Consider the following 14,987-nt stretch of genomic DNA (forward strand, 5'->3'; position numbering starts at 1 on the left):
CCGGACCCCGGTCATATGGCCGATACGCAACGAACCAATGAACTGAGGAGGCAGAGGATCATGTCCCATGTACCGCACGAACTGGCGGACGAATTCCCCGACCATGTCGATCGGCTTCACGACCTGAAGGTCGGCAATGCCCATTTCGCGAGGCTGGCGGACGAATATCACACGATCAACCGCGAGATCCACCGGATCGAAAGCGGCGTCGAACCGGGAACGGACGAGCGGACCACGGTGCTCCGCAAACAGCGGCTCGAACTGAAAGACGAGATCGCGGCCATGATCTTCGAGACCACCGGATAGGCGGCCGCCGACAGCCCCCGGGCGCCGCTCAATAGGCGGCCGGGGGCATCCATTCGGCCTCGGCCAGATGGGCCAGTTCGTCGGGAAGCACCGGCGCATAGGGCGCATCGTAGCGAAACGGCGCCTGCTCGTCGGTCCACTGGTTGACATGCCGGCCGCCGACGAAGCGGATCAGGGACACGCATCCCCAGCGCGCGCCGAAAGGGCCATGGGCGATGCCCGGCGGGCGCCAGAAATAGGCGCCGGGATGCATCGTGCCGAACGGCCCGGTCAGCGAGCCGGCGATCAGATAGGCCTCTTCCACCACCGGATGGATTTCCTGTGGCCCCTCGCCGGTCGGCGGCGCGCTTTGCGGCAGGATGAGAGAGAGGAACGTGCGTTCGCCGGTCGCCGGATCGGTGCGCAGATTCTTGCGCGAGATACCCAGATGCCGAAGATTGGGATCGTTCAGCGTCATGTCCCAGGGCATCCCGGCGGCATCGATATGCGGAATGGCGCGGGAGGCGTCCTCCTCGGCCAGTTCGCCCTCATCGGGCATCAGCTTCGGTTCGCGATCGTAAAAGGCCAGCAGCACGCAGCCGTCCGGCGCGCTCATCGAGCGCCGCGTCCAGCCGGCCGGCAGATAGGCGTAGCTGTCCGCCGGATAGACATGATCGTCCATGTGCAGCGCCCCTTCGAGCACGTAGAATTCTTCGCTCGCGGCGATATGCTCGGGGCCCTCGCGCGACCAGCCGGCCGGATAGCGCATCAGCGCCGTGCAGGCGCCGTCCGCGGGATCCCGGCTCAGCATCTTGTATTCCGCGTCCGGCCGGGCGAGCCCGACGCCGATCCGCCGCCAGGGCAACATTTGGGCCTGGACGAATTCGATATGACCGCGCGTGAGCATGGAACGCCCTCCCGACGATATTGCAAGACAGACTATCCCTAAGCCCGCCGTCGATCGGCGCTTTGATCTATCTCAATGGCCCGCCTTCGGGGTCGGGAGACCGGATCGTTCCGAAGCGGCGTCTTTCAGATCCCGGTAAAGGCGTTCGGTCCGCGCGGGGATTGCCACTGCGATGTCCGTCCCCTCCCGATGCGCCGTCCTCAGCGGCGCCTCGAAGAACCGATCGCCGGAACGTGCAGGATCGAGCCCGAGCCGGTGACAGAGGGCAGCCACGCTTTCGAGATAGCGATCGGCGGCCACATCGAAATCCACGAGCGGAAACCGTTCGCGCTGCCACAGAGCCAGCAGCCGTTCGTTATAGCGATGCCAGAGATCGACGAATTCGCGCGGAGTCGCGAATGCGGGGTTGCGCATCGACAGCGACCGGGCGACGGCCGCGGGACTGCGGACGGTGCCCACGAATTCGGCGTCGGGCAGCGCCGCGCGCCATCCGTCGAGCAGCAAGAGGAAACGGGGGTCCTTGAGTCCCCAAAGCGTCTTGCCGCGATAGTCGCCGATGATGGCATCGCGCCGGGCGCGATGATCCTCCCGCCACTCTATCCGCTCCGGCGGTCTGTGCCACGCGCCTCCGTTCGCCGCGAGGACATCCTCGTTGAGCCGCATGACTTTCCTGTTTTCGCGATTGCCCTTCCGGTTGTGCGGCGATGCCTCGATCACGTCGCCCAGAAAGAGCCCGGCCGATTGCAGCGTCCCGGCCAGCGCACTGGTGCCGCTCCGGTGCATCCCGAGGACGAGAATGACGCGCCCGTCCGCGCGCCCGGCCTCGCCGTCCGCATCCGGTCGCGCGCCGTCAGCCGGCATCGAGCGTGAAGAATTTTTCGCGATGCTCCCGGTTATAGTCGGGATAATCATATATGTTCAGCAGCGACAGATGCCGATGGACGACCTCGGTCGAGATCAGCGACTTCCAGCCCTTCGCCTTCAACGCCCTGTGCATCGCCGCATCCCGGTCGAACCCGATCTGGGCAAACGCCTTTTTGCGCATGACGAGCAACCGCAACGGCGGGCAATGCGGCGATATCAGCGGGTCGTCGACAGGGACGTAGCGGCGCATCGGGGCCCCTGCCTTGACGAGGAAGGCCAGGTCCTCCCCGCTCATGTCGGGACGGAGTTTCCGCGCCTGGTCGATATCGACGAAATCGGGCTGGTAGACGCGGGACCCGATCGCGCCGATTTCGGGATCGGCGCGCATGTGCGACAGGATCGTTTCCAGCCAGCAGCGCTCGGTTTCCACGACCGCGGTATCGCCCTCGACGAAGACGAAGAACTCGTCGATCTCGTCCCAATATTCCCCGATCAGCAGCTCGAAACGCCGGGGATCGTTTTCCGGGCAGCGATGCACGGCTTCGAACATCCCGCGCCGCTCGAAGCCGTCGATCACATCCTGTACCAGCGGATCGCCGGAGGCGTTGTCGGCAAGGACGAACCGGCAGGGCGACCGCGTCGCCCGATAGAAGCTGTCGAGACAGGCCCAGAGATAGATCGGCCGTTCCCAGCTCAGAATAAAGGCGTGCGGCCCGCCGCCGCCGGTGTCTTCACAGATAGGCACGCGCTGTCTATCGACGATCTCCATGCCCGACGCAATCCGCGCCCCCGCGAAACCCGGTACACCGCCCGCCATGTCGAGGACAGGTTCGGGTAAGTGTCGGAACGGCACGAGCGAATACCGGGTCGGCGATATACCCCTGCCGCGCCGCGATGACTGAGGCGCCGAAAGTCGATTTTCTCATCGTCGGCGTGCAGAAAGCCGGGACGACCGCGCTGTACCATTTCCTGCGATCGCATCCGGGGCTGTTCCTGCACGGCAGGGCCAAGGAACTGCATTTCTTCGACCGGGACCATCTGACCGACTGGGCGTCGCCCGACTATTCGCGCTACGAGGCCATGTTCGCCGGCAAGCAACCCGGGCAATATGCGGGCGAGGCGACGCCGGCCTATGCGTTCTGGCCGTCGAGCGCCGAGCGCATAGCGCGATACAATCCGGACATGCGGCTGATCATGTGCCTGCGCAATCCGGTCGAGCGCGCGTTTTCGCACTGGCAGATGGGTGTCCAGCGTGGTCAGGAATGGCTCGAATTCGCGGACGCGATCCGCATCGGCCGACATAGAACGCTGATCAAGCCGGTGGCGCGCAAGAGATACAGCTATGTCGAGCGCGGTTTTTACAGCGAACAGATCGCCCGCCTGCATCGCCATTTCCCGCCCGGGCAATTGCTCGTGATGACACACGACGCGATGCGTGCCGATCTGCCGGCCTTCCTCGACGCGGTATGCGATTTCATCGGCGTCGCGCGGTTCGAAGATTATCCGGAGAACCGCACGATCAGGCCGCAGCAACTCCCGGCGCCGAACGGTACGCCCGAGCCGTCCGATATTGCCTATCTGAACGCGCTGTATCGCGAAGACATCGTGAAGACCGAAACGCTGACGGGGCTAGACTTGTCGGGCTGGCGGACGGACGGATGACCCGGCCCCGTCCGGCGGCACCCGGCTATTCGGCGTTTGACGCCCATGCGCTACCCGACAGCCCCGGAGGGATCACGGTCTCGATATTGAGCTGGCCCTTGAGGCCGGCCGTCCGGTGGACGCTGATCTCCTGCCATTCGGGCGACATCGACATCCGGACCATGTCGGCGCGGGACGGATAGGAGGCGATGGCGATCTCGTCCCACGGCTCCTCGACCTGGCCGAGCGACAGGAAGGTGACGTCACCGGCAAACACCGGCTTTCCGCCGAACTTCGGGAGGAGCTCGGCCACCCCCCTGCCATAGATCGCATAGGCGTCGCGGCCGCTCAGATCGGTTTCGCGCCTGTCCGCATATTCGGCCCTGTCCTTGAACTTGAGCAGGTTGACCATGAAGATCGGTCCGTCCGGCCCCGGTTCCATCAATCCCCTGATCCGTTCCGGATCGGTGGGCGTCACTTCGTTCACCACTTCCATGCCGATCCCCTTTCCTCATTCGACGAGCGCCGCGACGCCGTACCCGCGCGCGATCGTTCGCCGGGCGATGTCGGACGGCGCGAAGGCGTCCGCCAGCACCTGCAGCGCCCCGTCGATATCGTGGCGCCGGCCGCAGAGGAACAGGTCCAGCGCCGCATAATCATGTTCGGGCCAAGTGTGGATCGACAGGTGCGATTCCGCGAGCAGCGCGACGCCGGTAACCCCCTGCCCCGGGCCGAAATGATGGAGGTCGAGATCGAGGATCGTCGCGCCCGCCGCCTGCGCCGCGTCGCGCAGCGCGCGTTCGACCAGCCCGATATCGTCGAGCGGCGCCGCGCAGCCGTGAAAGTCCGCCAGCACATGGCGGCCGTCATAGGGCACGGGCGGCCTAGCCGTCATAGCGCCGCCATTCGCTGGCGAAGGTGCGCACCAGCAACTGGTTGTCGAGCCGGTTCGGTTCGGCCGCGACCGGCGCCATGTCCGGCGGGAATTCGAACAGGGCCGGTTCCGAAGACGCCGTGACGAACCGGCCGCCGGGAAGGATGTCGGCCTCGTCCGGAACGCCGCCGGGCGAGGCGAGAATGAACCCCCATTCGCCGAAGCTCGGCACATAGGCATGGTAGGGCCGCGTTTCGAAACCGGCCGCCTCGAGCGTCGCCGCGACGGTCCAGAAGGCGCGCGGCGCGACATAGGGCGAACCGCTCTGCACCGAGATCATGCCGCCGGACGCCAGCCGGTTGCGGAGCGCGCGGTAGAAGCTCGTCGTGTAGAGCTTGCCGAGCGAAAAATCGGTGGGATCGGGAAAATCGATGACGATCGCGTCGTAGAGCCCGTCATCCTCGCGGACCCAGCGGAAACCGTCCGCGTTGATCACCGTCATCCGCGGATCGCCCAGCGAGCCTTCGTTGAGCTGCGCGAGCAGCGGCGTATCGCGAAACAGGCGCGTCATCGCCGGATCGAGATCGACCAGGGTGACACGCTCGACTTCCGGGTGGCGGAGCACCTCGCGCGCCGCGAGACCGTCCCCGCCGCCCAGGATCAGGACGTTGCGCGGGCTTTCCACCCGGCCGAGATTGGGGAGCACGAGCGCTTCGTGATAGCGATACTCGTCGAGCGAGGAGAATTGCAGGTTGCCGTTGAGGAAGAGCGACACATTGTCGCCGCGCCGGGTCAGCACGATGCGCTGGAACGGCGTCGACGTGGCGTGGATGATCGGTTCGTCGATGCTCGCGGTTTCGGCCAGCCTCTGGAATCGTTCGGCGCCGAAAAACCCGATGACGAGCGAGAGGGCGACCAGCGAGCCGGCCAGCATCTCGACCGGCAGGCGCCGGCCCCTGGGCTGGATCGCGATCAACGCCAGCGCCACGAGTACGTTGAGCAGACCGAACAGGAAGCCGGTGCGGATCATCCCGATGAACGGCATGAGGATCAGCGGAAAGAGCAGCGAGGCCGCCAGCGCGCCGACATAATCGAAGGTCAGGACGGTCGAGACGGTCTCGCGGAAATCGAAATCCTCGCGCAGTATCTGCATCAGCAGCGGAATTTCGAGACCGACGAGAAAGCCGATCACGAGGACCAGCGCATAGAGCGCCACGCGGAACTCGTCGACGACCGGGAAGAGCATGAAGAGGATCGCCGCCGCCCAGCCGCCGATCAGCGCGATCAGGATTTCGGCGCGAATGAAGAGCCTTAGCTCATCCTTCTTCACATAGCGCGAAAACCAGCTCCCAATCCCCATCGCGAACAGATAGACGCCGATGATCGTCGAAAACTGGGTGACGCTGTCGCCGAGCAGATAGCTGGCGATGGTGCTGGCGAGCAGCTGATAGACGAGCCCGCAGATCGCGACGACGAAGACCGACGCGATGAGGGCATAGGCGAGCGGCCCTGCCTTGTGCGGGGACGCCGCGGTGTCAGCCAACGATCGCGGCCGCCACGATGATCGACAGCCCGAGGGCGATCATGCCGGCGAAGATCGCAACGGCGACATTCTGCTTTCCCTCGATCTCCTCCCACAGGCTGCCCGGGGTCAGAAGGTCGAGAATGACGAAGGCGACGACCATGACGAAAATGCCGACGCCCGCATATAACAGCGTCGCACCGACGAGATAAAAGCTGAATAGGTTCATGACTGGCTCTCCCTGAAATTGTCCCTTGCGCTCGAAATCATTTGTGACGCGGCCCGCGGCCGATGAAGACGCCGCCCGGTCCGGCGCCGCTCGCGCGCTGACCATCGGCGAAAGGCGAATAGCCGTTGAACGACGCATAGGCGAAGCCCGACGTCACGAGCAGGCACCATAGCCCGAATATGAAAACCCCGCGGTTCATCGCCGGTCTCCCGGCATCATGGCCTCAATCATCGTCATCTCCCGCAAAATCGCTGTCCGACTTCCGGCGCGATTCGAAGCTCAGATGCTTGAACCATTGCCAGAGCGCCGGGGCGAACACGACCAGCAGCGCAAGCAGGAGGTTGGAGAAGAAGGTCGCGCCCTTCTCGATCGTCACGTCGACCTGCGCGTTGCTGCTGCTGCCGAACTGGCTTTGCGTCCAGCGGCTTCCCGCCGCGAACACGTTGAGTTCATAGGTACCCGCCGGAATCATCGAGAATTTGCTGGTCGAATAGCTGCTCCCCTCGGACCAGTTGCCCTCCGCATCCCGGCCCGAATAGCGTTCGACGACGTTGTTCGCCTCGAATGTCTCGCCCGTATCGCGATTGGTCAGCGTATAGGTGAGGTCGATCCAGCTGTTCTCGATCCCCGGCGCCTGGGCCGAAACGGTGACCGCCTGGCGCGGGCGATCCAGGACGATCGGCCCGACCTTGGCGGTCTGCTCGACGCCGTTGGTCGCCAGATTGATCCGGGTCGTTTGCGGATCGCTGGTTCCGCCGAACAGGAATGTGATGACGATCAGGGCGACGGCCACCGCCGCCGCCAGTTTCATGAACTGCCCGGCCTTTTGCCGATAGGGCGACGGCTGATGCGGCAGCGGGAGTCCGCCGCCCTTGGGCGGATCGATGCCGAATGCGTCGGTGATCTCGTGCGGTTCGAGCAGCGCGGACAGCGTCCAGACCGTCTCCCGGTCGCTGCGCTCCCAGCTCAGCATCTTGCCCGGCCGCACGAAATCGGCGGTCAGCACTTCCTCGCCGACATGCACGCGCCAGTAGAATTCGCCGAGCACATAATCGACCTGCGCGCGCGTCTGGGCGTAAAAAGGCTCGTAGAATTCGCCATCGACCTCGAAGCCGACGAGCGTCTTCTTTTCGGGCGTCGCGGTGAGCTGGCGACCGAGGCTCCAGCCGCGCCCGTCGGTATCGAGAAAGGCGTAACCCTCATAGGGATTGAACAGCAGATATTCGTCCCACGGATATTGGCCGTTTTCCGAGCGGCGCTGATAGCCGATCACCTCCCATTCGGTACCGCGCAGAACGCCGCGACTGCCGAGCGGCAGCTCGAGCTTGCGAACCTCGCCTTCGTATCGCTGAATTATCCGGACATCGGGATCGCTGACATCCAGCATCGAGCCGCAATATTGGCAGGCGATATTGACCGAATAGCCGGCCGCCTTGATCTCCACCGTGCCGCCGCAATTGGGGCAGTTGAACTGTTCGGCGGCGGGCGCGCCGTCGCTTTCGGACGGCACGACGGTGCGTGCGGCCGTGGGCCCCGTCGCCTCGCCTGGGGCGGGCCTGCCCCAGGGATTGGGCCGATCGTCCTCAGGCGGCATAGTCGGGCATCTTCCAGCCATGGATGGCGCGCAGGTTACGCGGATTGAGCTCGGCGAGCGTCACGTAGCGCCCCATGTAAAAGGCTGGGTCTTCGTCTTCCTCACGCTCGAAATTCGCCGAAAAGCCCTCGGCATCGCGCAGATCGACGTTGAAGACTTCCCAGCCGGTCGATGGCGCAAAGGGCAATTCCCCTTCCGCCGCGATACAGGTCGCCCGGCGCGCATCGGCAACGACAAATTCGGCGCCGTCGATCTGTGTTCGCTCGCCGATCTGGACATCCTCGCCCTTGGCGAGGCGCCGGATCAGCTTGGACCGGATTTCGGATAGCGGCCGCTCGATCACCATCTGGAACTGGCCGTCGGACTCGCTGAGCCAGCCATGGCTGTCATCGCTGAAGAGGCAGAGCCAGTCGTTCCACGCGCCCTGGTCGTAACCGAGCCGGATCCGGCCGATCACCTCGAACGGCCGTCCGCCATAGTCTCCGCGAGTGCCGATCTGGATCGGGCTGACATCGAAGGGCAGCACCGCCACCTCGCCCGCCAGCTCGACGCCGTCGGCGATGCGCTTCACGGTGCTGTGGCAATAATCGCAGATGCGGGCGGGCAGCGCGGGCGAGCGGAAGATCACTTCCGCGCCGCAGTTCGGGCAGTTTTCGGACTGCATCGTCTCGCCTGATCCCCCCTGCTCGCGCTTACACCTGGCTCAGCAGGTCGGCCTTTTTCGCCTCGAACTCTTCCTTGCTGATCGCGCCCATCTCGTGGAGCTTGTGCAGCTTCTCGATCTGTTCGAACGGATCGGCGGCGGGGGTCGCCGGCGCCGCGGGAGCGGCTGCGGGCTGCTGGGCCAGCGCGCCGGCCATCGTCTGGCCGATCGCCATGCCCGCACCGGCACCGGCGCCGAGCCCCGCCATGCCGCCTTCCTGCTCGGCGGCCTTTTCGATCGCCTCGGCCGCCTGGAATTTCGCATATTGGTCGAGATCGCCGAGCACCCGCATCGAGCTTTTCTTGTCGAGATGCTTCTGCACCGCTTCGGGCAGCGAGACGCTTTCGACGAAGAAGGTCGGCACTTCGAGGCCATATTGCTCGAACGCCGGGCCGACCGCCTCTTTCAGCGCGTCGGAAAGCTTCTGCTGGCTCGCCGCGAGATCGATGAACGGCACGCCGCCGCTGCCGAGACCGGTGGCCAGCGCCGTCATGATCGCAGCCCGCAATTGCGGTTCGATCGAGCTGACCGTGACCCGGTCGAGCGTCCCGACCAGCGCCGCATAGAAGGGTGCGATATCCTTGATCCGGAACGAATAGGTGCCGAAGGCGCGCAGGCGAATCGGCCCAAGTTCGGGATCGCGAATGGTGACCGGCTGCGCGGTCCCCCATTTCAGGTTCACCTGCTCCTTCTGCGAGAAGAAATAGACGTCCGTCTTGAACGGCGATTTGAACGCCTTGTCCCAGTTCCGCAGGTTGGTGAGGATCGGCATGTTCGACGTGTCGAGCGTATGCAGCCCGGGTCCGTACATGTCGGCCAGGACGCCCTCGTCGATGACGACCGCCGCCTGGGTTTCGCGCACCGTCAGCTGGGCGCCGTTCTGGATCTCGTTATCGGCGAAATCGAGCTTCTCGGCGAGTTCGCCGGGTTCCTCCTCCCACTCGATGACATCGACAAATTGTTTCGAAATGAAATCCCTCAGGCCCATCGCAGTCACTCCCTTTCCCGTGCGGACATTAGCGTTGCCGCGCGCGCGCGCCAACCATGTTACCGATATAGGTCGGCAACACGCGAAATTTTAGAGGGCGGACCGGAAAATCGAAGAAAAAGGGTGGGAAAGCGCGCTTCCCCACCCTTTCGCCGAAACCGTGACCGGGTCTCAGAATGTCGTGCTGAGGCCGAACGAAAAGCTGCGGCCCCGTTCATAGCTCAATGCGTCGATCGTCGAGGCGTCCGGCGCGCGATAGAATTCGCGGAAATCCTCGTTGAGAATGTTGCGAACCTCGAGTGTGGCCTGCACCTCCTGTCCGAACAGGGTCAGCGCCTGCCGCCATACGAAATCGAGCTGGATCCGGCCCTCCTCGCGGATATCGGGCGCATCCCCGATCGGCGACCGGTTGGTGATCCGGTCGCTCGTATAGGTGAGCAGGATCGACTGCTGCGAGAGCCGGTCCTCGTCTTCGAGGCTGAGCTGCAGATTGACGATATGGTCGGACTGGCCGGTCAACGCGACGCCGTCGACGAAATAGTTGGTCGCCGGCTGCGGGTCGGAGAAGCCCGGCACGATGACGGTGTCGCTGTCGCTCACCGAGATTTCCGACTGGGTATAGGTATAGTTGACCTGCGCGCGCAGCCGCCGCGAAGAGAACATCCCGCCCCAATCGTAGAGCGGGAAGAACTTTACCAGCTCCGTCTCGAAACCGTAGAGCGTCGCCGCCGGCGCGTTGAGGAATGTGACGTTGATGTCATTGTCCCCGCTCGTCGCCAGCTGTTCGATCGGATTGTCGATATCCTTGTAGAAGGCCGCGATGCTGAACAGCTCGTCGCGATCGAAATACCATTCGAACCGCGCTTCGGCGTTGAACAGCTCGGTATCGATCAGGCCGGGATTGCCGCGGAAAGTGCGGTCGTTGTCCGGATCGGTATAGGACGGCGCCGCCAGTTCGCGGAACTGGGGCCGGCCGATCGTCTGCGAGGCGCCGAGACGCAATTGCATGTCTTCGGCGAAGTTCCAGGTCAGCGTGGCCGCCGGCAGCCAATAGTCGTTGGCGAGCGGCGGCGCGATGAAGAGCGGGTTCACCTCGAAACCGAAGAACGGAATCGGGGTGACGCTCTGCACCGCATCTTCATAGCGGACGCCCGCCGCGATGCTGAATCCGTCGAAAATCTCGACATCGAGCTGGCCATAGCCGGCATGGACCTCCAGTTCGGCAGTATAGGCGTCGCCGCCCTGCGCATCGGTGCGTTCCTCGACGAAGATATCGTAGAAGCCGAGGATCGCGTCCGAGAACAGGAAGTCCGGCCGCAGCTGCGTAACCTCGAACGGCAGGCCGCCCTGCCGCTGGGTCACGAAACGGAACGCCCGGCGTTCGAAATCGCGCTGGTTCAGATAATAGGCGTAGCCGGCGTTGATATCGAACCGCCGCCCGGTCGGAACGCTGTAGGTCAGATCGATCTGCGCGCCGTAGACGTCATCGCTGAGGTCGGAAAAGCTGAGCAGGTCGGTCTGTCCGCCCGAACGGGTGTCATGGACGAAATCGTTGGCCACCGTGTTGAACGCATACTGGATTTCGCGCTCATACGGCGCTTCGCGCTGGGCGTTGGCGTAGCTGCCGCGCACATCGACGTTGAAATCGCCGAAATCGAACTCGCCGACGAGCTGCGTGCTGATCAGCTGCCGTTCGAACCATTCGGTGTTCTGGTTGTTCTGGATCTGGCCGGTATTGCGGACCGGGGTCGCCGACGTGCTGATCCGCGCCTCTTTCGCCGTGTCGCGAATGTAGAGGTTGGTGAAGCGCACCTGATGCTCGCCGAACTCGGCGCCGATGCCGACCAGGCCGTTCACGACGATCCGGTTCTGCGTCGACAGAAAGCGATAGTCGGAAACATTGGGCGTGATCGTCTGGTCGTTATTGGTGAATTCGCCCTGCTGACGAAGACCGCCGCGGGTTTCCCAGCCATTGCTCCAGCCCGCCGTCGCCACGAAACCGAGCCGGAAATCGCTGCCGATATCGACATAGGTGCCGCCGGTTATGTTGACGCTGCCGTTGAACGGGATGTCGTCGTTCCGCTGGACGAGATTGATATTGGCGTTCTGGAAACTGCGCGAAATATCGGCGATGTCGGCGACGAAGCCGGGGGCCGACGGATCGCTGAACTCGGGCTGGTCGAAGCGGATGCGCACGCCGCTGTCGAGCGCGGTCCGCACGATCGTCGGGATGTCCCGCGTACCGTCGTCGAAACCGGTCCAGTCCGTGTCGCTGCCATAATAGGTGTAGCCGGTTTCCAGCGTCGTTTCGGAGTTGCCGCTGACGCTGCCGCTGAAGGTGAGGAAAGGCTCGTCGGGAACGGCGCGCGTCGTGAGGTTGATCACGCCACCGCCGAATTCGCCCGTATAGTTGACCGAATAGGTTTTCTGGACCAGCGAGCTGGCCAAGATGCTCGTCGGGAAGAGATCGAGCGGAACCGTGCGCTTCAGCGGCTCGGGCGACGGCAGCGGAGATCCGTTGAGCAGCGCCAGCGAATAGCGCTCGCCGAGACCGCGGACATAGACGAACCGGCCGCCGACCAGGCTGAGCCCCGAAACGCGCTGGAGCGCGCCCGCGGCGTCCCCCTCGCCCGTCCGGGCCAGGTCTTCGGTCGACAGCACCGAGAGCACTTCGGAGGATTCGCGGATCGGCTCGGGAATATAGCGGCCGGTCACGACGATCGGCGTGCCGCTGCCGCCGCCGGTCGAGATATCGACATCGTCCTGGGTTTCGTCCTCGTCGGGCGTCTCGGTCTCGGCGGTCTCGTCGGCCGGGCCGACGGTCTGCGCGACGGCTGCCGGTGCAGTCAGCGCGCTCGATACGAGCAGGAGGCCCGCGAGCGTGAATGTCTTGGTCATGGCGACTCTCTTCAAAGCGTGTGAAAACATGACGGGGCGACGGCCGGAACAGGCCGCCGCCCCAACATGGTCGTGGGTTAGCCGTAGAAGGGCGTGACCAGGCAGGAGAGCGTCGCGCTGCCGGTGCCCTGATCGTCCGATCCGAACAGGCCGCACGTCCAGTCCTGCGTCCAGGGCGAAGCCGCAGCCTGGTCCACCGCACCGATATAATCGACCGTGTCGATCGACGGATCGGTGAAGGCGGTGACCGCGTCTTCGTTCGGCCCGTTGACGAACCCGTCCGTCAGCGAGGTCGTGAACGAAGCATCGTTGTTCGCGCCCATGTTGAACAGCGTCTGGATTTCGGCCGTCGTCAGGCTGCCTTCGCTGCCGAAGGCGGTCGGGCAGTCGATCACGACCGACTGGAAGTCCGGCACACCGTCGTCGCGCGTCTCGTCGTCGCTGATGTTCAGACATTCCGGCTTGTCCGTGATGATGCCGTTCCACAGCTGGCCGCCGATGCCTTCGCGCAGCAGCACGCCGAAATCCTTCGATCCGCCGCCGCCATAGAAGGTGAAGTTGGCGAATGTCGGGTCCGAGCGCGGGAGATCGTCGAAGCGCGAATCGGCTTCGATGAAATGGTCGCCGCCGGCCGCGCGCTGGCGGACGATGATGAACTGGTTGACGCCGACATAGCCGCTGTCGACGTCGAGGCTGTCATCGTCGGCGCCCGTGACCACGAGGTGATCGCCGTTCACCGTGCCGCCGAACCATTCGATGCCGTCGTCCGAGCTATTGTGAACCTGGACGTAGCTGATCTCGGTGCCGCTGCCGACGCCGCCCAGCGAGATGCCGTTCAGTTCGTTGCCCGAGCTGACTTCGAAGCCCGGATAGCGGACCTGCACATATCGCAACGTGCCGCTGTCGTCGGCAGTCTGGTCGCCGCCATAGAAAGCGCCGGTCGTGCCCTCGATTTCGGTCTGGCAGTCGGCGGCACCGCCGGTCGCCGTGCCGTCGCAATCGTTGATCGGGGCGCGGCCGAGAATGACGAGTCCGCCGAACAGGCCGATCGAATCCTCGTTGACCGTACCCGTACCGTCCGTCTCGTTCTGGAAATTGGCGCGCGCCGTAAAGGTGATCGGCTGCGCCTGGGTGCCGATGGCGTTCAGCTGCGAACCGCGCTGCACGACCAGGAAGTCGGCCGTGCCGGCGCCGATCACGACGACGCCGGGATCGATGTTGAGAATGCCCTGCGCACCGCCGGCCGCCAGGCCGTCGCCGCCGACGTCGACGCCGACATCGACGCGGCCGTTGAGCGAATAGACGACGCCGTCGAGCTTCTGCAGCGTCACCGTACCGGTGATCGTACCGCCGATCCGGCAGATGCGGAAATCGACCGCGCCGTCGTCGTCGCCATCGATCGTACCGTCATTGGTCGTCCCCATCGGGCAGTCCGCGGCCGGGGTGATCGACGCGAAACGCTCGGTCGAACCCGACGGCGGAGGCGGCGGGGGCGGCGGTGCCGGAGGGGCCGGAGTCGACGGCGTTACGACGACGATATTGCCTTCGCCGGGCGACGCGACATCGTCGGCGCCGCAGGCGGCAAGCGGAATGGCGGCGCTCATCAAGAGCATGATGCGAGTACGTGACATGTAGAAAACCCCTTTGGACCGAATTTGCCGTGACGAACCGCGAGCTATGGGAGCAGGCGGGTTCCGGAGCCGCGTCTATGGGGGGTCTGTGATTCCTTGATGACGGAGTCTTTGTGCTTTTGTGACACTCGCCGAAACGAAAATGTCACAAAGGTTGCGAGCCCGCTAATATGCTGCGCTAGCGAGCATCTATGACGATCGTTTGCGGCGCGCCGTCTCGCAATATTTCGATCTCGACGCGGCCGCGCTGACGAATTCTCCGTGGAATTCCGGCCACATCGTCCGCGTCTTCGAGCCCGAGTCCGCCGACTCGGACGACGACGTCGTCATCTTCCACTCCGGCGTCGCGAAACATGTCCGGCATCCGCCCGTCGCGAAACCGGTAGCCTGCGTGACGCCCGTCGATCCGATAGGGTGCGAGGGCCGCCTGATATTCCCGCGCTTCCTGGCGCTCGGCGTCGCTGCCGCGGGGTGCCGGCCCGGCGCCGGTTCCCGCAGCGACGGCGGAGGCGGCGGGCGCGCCGCCACCGTCGGCGGCAAAGGCCAGCCGCACTTCGCGGCCGTGCTCGCGCACGAGAATGTGATCGCCGGCGACCGCGAGTAACGGGACGCCGGGTGCGACGTCGCGGCCCACCCGCACGAGCCGCTGCGGCCCGGCGCCCGTCGAAACGATCGCCGCGGCCTCTTCGCCGGAACCCATTACGCCATGCAGGCGCAGTTCGGCGACGGATGCCGAACCGGGCGCAGGCGGCGGCGCAGCGGAAGACATGGTTGACGGCGCGGCGGGAACGGCGGCCGGCGGCGGCGACAGTTCCGCCGACGGAACTTCCTCGTCGCCGCTGAACAGCCAG

At 64.7% G+C, this 14,987-nt stretch carries 16 protein-coding genes; 2 read left to right on the forward strand and 14 right to left on the reverse strand.

Annotated features, from left to right (window positions below; genetic code table 11):
• Positions 1-60 precede the first annotated feature (60 nt).
• Positions 61-306, forward strand: a complete 246-nt coding sequence (locus ACTS1X_RS00395) for a YdcH family protein (protein ID WP_442612406.1) — start codon at positions 61-63, stop codon at positions 304-306.
• Between the two features lie 28 nt (positions 307-334).
• Here the strand turns inward: ACTS1X_RS00395 and ACTS1X_RS00400 are convergent, their stop codons facing one another.
• The 3 genes from ACTS1X_RS00400 to ACTS1X_RS00410 form a co-directional block, all read right to left on the reverse strand.
• The gene (locus ACTS1X_RS00400) at positions 335-1,192 is read right to left on the reverse strand and encodes a cupin domain-containing protein (protein WP_442612407.1); all 858 of its coding nucleotides are present in this window, start codon (positions 1,190-1,192) and stop codon (positions 335-337) included.
• A gap of 72 nt (positions 1,193-1,264) precedes the next feature.
• Positions 1,265-2,053: a sulfotransferase gene (locus ACTS1X_RS00405; RefSeq protein WP_442612408.1), complete on the reverse strand. Its 789-nt coding sequence runs from the start codon at positions 2,051-2,053 to the stop codon at positions 1,265-1,267.
• Complete coding sequence (locus ACTS1X_RS00410; protein ID WP_442612409.1) at positions 2,043-2,801, reverse strand: hypothetical protein; 759 nt, start codon at positions 2,799-2,801, stop codon at positions 2,043-2,045. The genes ACTS1X_RS00405 and ACTS1X_RS00410 overlap by 11 nt, the downstream gene beginning before the upstream one ends.
• A gap of 149 nt (positions 2,802-2,950) precedes the next feature.
• On the opposite strand from ACTS1X_RS00410, the gene ACTS1X_RS00415 reads away from it, so the two are divergent.
• On the forward strand, positions 2,951-3,718 hold the full coding sequence (locus ACTS1X_RS00415) for a sulfotransferase family protein (RefSeq protein ID WP_442612410.1): 768 nt from the start codon (positions 2,951-2,953) through the stop codon (positions 3,716-3,718).
• A gap of 25 nt (positions 3,719-3,743) precedes the next feature.
• Here the strand turns inward: ACTS1X_RS00415 and ACTS1X_RS00420 are convergent, their stop codons facing one another.
• The 11 genes from ACTS1X_RS00420 to ACTS1X_RS00470 form a co-directional block, all read right to left on the reverse strand.
• Entirely contained in the window at positions 3,744-4,193 is a 450-nt protein-coding gene (locus ACTS1X_RS00420; protein WP_442612411.1) for a DUF1330 domain-containing protein, read from the reverse strand.
• Between the two features lie 15 nt (positions 4,194-4,208).
• On the reverse strand, positions 4,209-4,592 hold the full coding sequence (gene speD / locus ACTS1X_RS00425) for an adenosylmethionine decarboxylase (protein ID WP_442612412.1): 384 nt from the start codon (positions 4,590-4,592) through the stop codon (positions 4,209-4,211).
• Positions 4,582-6,114, reverse strand: a complete 1,533-nt coding sequence (locus ACTS1X_RS00430; RefSeq protein WP_442612413.1) for a polyamine aminopropyltransferase — start codon at positions 6,112-6,114, stop codon at positions 4,582-4,584. The genes speD and ACTS1X_RS00430 overlap by 11 nt, the downstream gene beginning before the upstream one ends.
• Positions 6,107-6,322 carry a DUF350 domain-containing protein gene (locus tag ACTS1X_RS00435; protein WP_442612414.1) on the reverse strand — a complete coding sequence of 72 codons (216 nt, stop codon included), beginning with the start codon at positions 6,320-6,322 and terminating at the stop codon, positions 6,107-6,109. Before ACTS1X_RS00435 ends, ACTS1X_RS00430 begins: the two co-directional genes overlap by 8 nt.
• Before the next feature lie 37 nt (positions 6,323-6,359).
• Positions 6,360-6,521, reverse strand: a complete 162-nt coding sequence (locus ACTS1X_RS00440) for a hypothetical protein (RefSeq protein WP_442612415.1) — start codon at positions 6,519-6,521, stop codon at positions 6,360-6,362.
• A gap of 24 nt (positions 6,522-6,545) precedes the next feature.
• Positions 6,546-7,916 carry a DUF4178 domain-containing protein gene (locus tag ACTS1X_RS00445; protein WP_442612416.1) on the reverse strand — a complete coding sequence of 457 codons (1,371 nt, stop codon included), beginning with the start codon at positions 7,914-7,916 and terminating at the stop codon, positions 6,546-6,548.
• Entirely contained in the window at positions 7,906-8,580 is a 675-nt protein-coding gene (locus tag ACTS1X_RS00450) for a DUF4178 domain-containing protein (protein WP_442612417.1), read from the reverse strand. Before ACTS1X_RS00450 ends, ACTS1X_RS00445 begins: the two co-directional genes overlap by 11 nt.
• Before the next feature lie 28 nt (positions 8,581-8,608).
• Positions 8,609-9,607 (reverse strand): SPFH domain-containing protein, encoded by a 999-nt coding sequence (locus tag ACTS1X_RS00455; protein ID WP_442612418.1) that lies wholly within the window; start codon positions 9,605-9,607, stop codon positions 8,609-8,611.
• 171 nt (positions 9,608-9,778) lie between these two features.
• A complete protein-coding gene (locus ACTS1X_RS00460; RefSeq protein WP_442612419.1) occupies positions 9,779-12,505 on the reverse strand; it encodes a TonB-dependent receptor domain-containing protein in 2,727 nt (908 codons plus the stop codon).
• 77 nt (positions 12,506-12,582) lie between these two features.
• Complete coding sequence (locus ACTS1X_RS00465; RefSeq protein WP_442612420.1) at positions 12,583-14,136, reverse strand: hypothetical protein; 1,554 nt, start codon at positions 14,134-14,136, stop codon at positions 12,583-12,585.
• A gap of 178 nt (positions 14,137-14,314) precedes the next feature.
• On the reverse strand, positions 14,315-14,987 hold a 673-nt coding region (locus tag ACTS1X_RS00470; protein WP_442612421.1), incomplete at its 5' end, for a type II secretion system protein N.

The sequence above is a fragment of the Parasphingopyxis sp. genome, from assembly GCF_052168275.1.
Taxonomy (GTDB): Bacteria; Pseudomonadota; Alphaproteobacteria; order Sphingomonadales; family Sphingomonadaceae; genus Parasphingopyxis.

What these genes read in the sequence shown, in the direction of transcription:
- speD (WP_442612412.1), bottom strand. Translation starts at nt 4,592, where the DNA reads ATGACGGCTAGGCCGCCCGTGCCCTATGACGGCCGCCATGTGCTGGCG.
- ACTS1X_RS00415 (WP_442612410.1), top strand. Translation starts at nt 2,951, where the DNA reads ATGACTGAGGCGCCGAAAGTCGATTTTCTCATCGTCGGCGTGCAGAAA.
- ACTS1X_RS00405 (WP_442612408.1), bottom strand. Translation starts at nt 2,053, where the DNA reads ATGCCGGCTGACGGCGCGCGACCGGATGCGGACGGCGAGGCCGGGCGC.
- ACTS1X_RS00445 (WP_442612416.1), bottom strand. Translation starts at nt 7,916, where the DNA reads ATGCCGCCTGAGGACGATCGGCCCAATCCCTGGGGCAGGCCCGCCCCA.
- ACTS1X_RS00400 (WP_442612407.1), bottom strand. Translation starts at nt 1,192, where the DNA reads ATGCTCACGCGCGGTCATATCGAATTCGTCCAGGCCCAAATGTTGCCC.
- ACTS1X_RS00420 (WP_442612411.1), bottom strand. Translation starts at nt 4,193, where the DNA reads ATGGAAGTGGTGAACGAAGTGACGCCCACCGATCCGGAACGGATCAGG.
- ACTS1X_RS00395 (WP_442612406.1), top strand. Translation starts at nt 61, where the DNA reads ATGTCCCATGTACCGCACGAACTGGCGGACGAATTCCCCGACCATGTC.
- ACTS1X_RS00460 (WP_442612419.1), bottom strand. Translation starts at nt 12,505, where the DNA reads ATGACCAAGACATTCACGCTCGCGGGCCTCCTGCTCGTATCGAGCGCG.
- ACTS1X_RS00435 (WP_442612414.1), bottom strand. Translation starts at nt 6,322, where the DNA reads ATGAACCTATTCAGCTTTTATCTCGTCGGTGCGACGCTGTTATATGCG.
- ACTS1X_RS00465 (WP_442612420.1), bottom strand. Translation starts at nt 14,136, where the DNA reads ATGTCACGTACTCGCATCATGCTCTTGATGAGCGCCGCCATTCCGCTT.
- ACTS1X_RS00455 (WP_442612418.1), bottom strand. Translation starts at nt 9,607, where the DNA reads ATGGGCCTGAGGGATTTCATTTCGAAACAATTTGTCGATGTCATCGAG.
- ACTS1X_RS00440 (WP_442612415.1), bottom strand. Translation starts at nt 6,521, where the DNA reads ATGAACCGCGGGGTTTTCATATTCGGGCTATGGTGCCTGCTCGTGACG.
- ACTS1X_RS00450 (WP_442612417.1), bottom strand. Translation starts at nt 8,580, where the DNA reads ATGCAGTCCGAAAACTGCCCGAACTGCGGCGCGGAAGTGATCTTCCGC.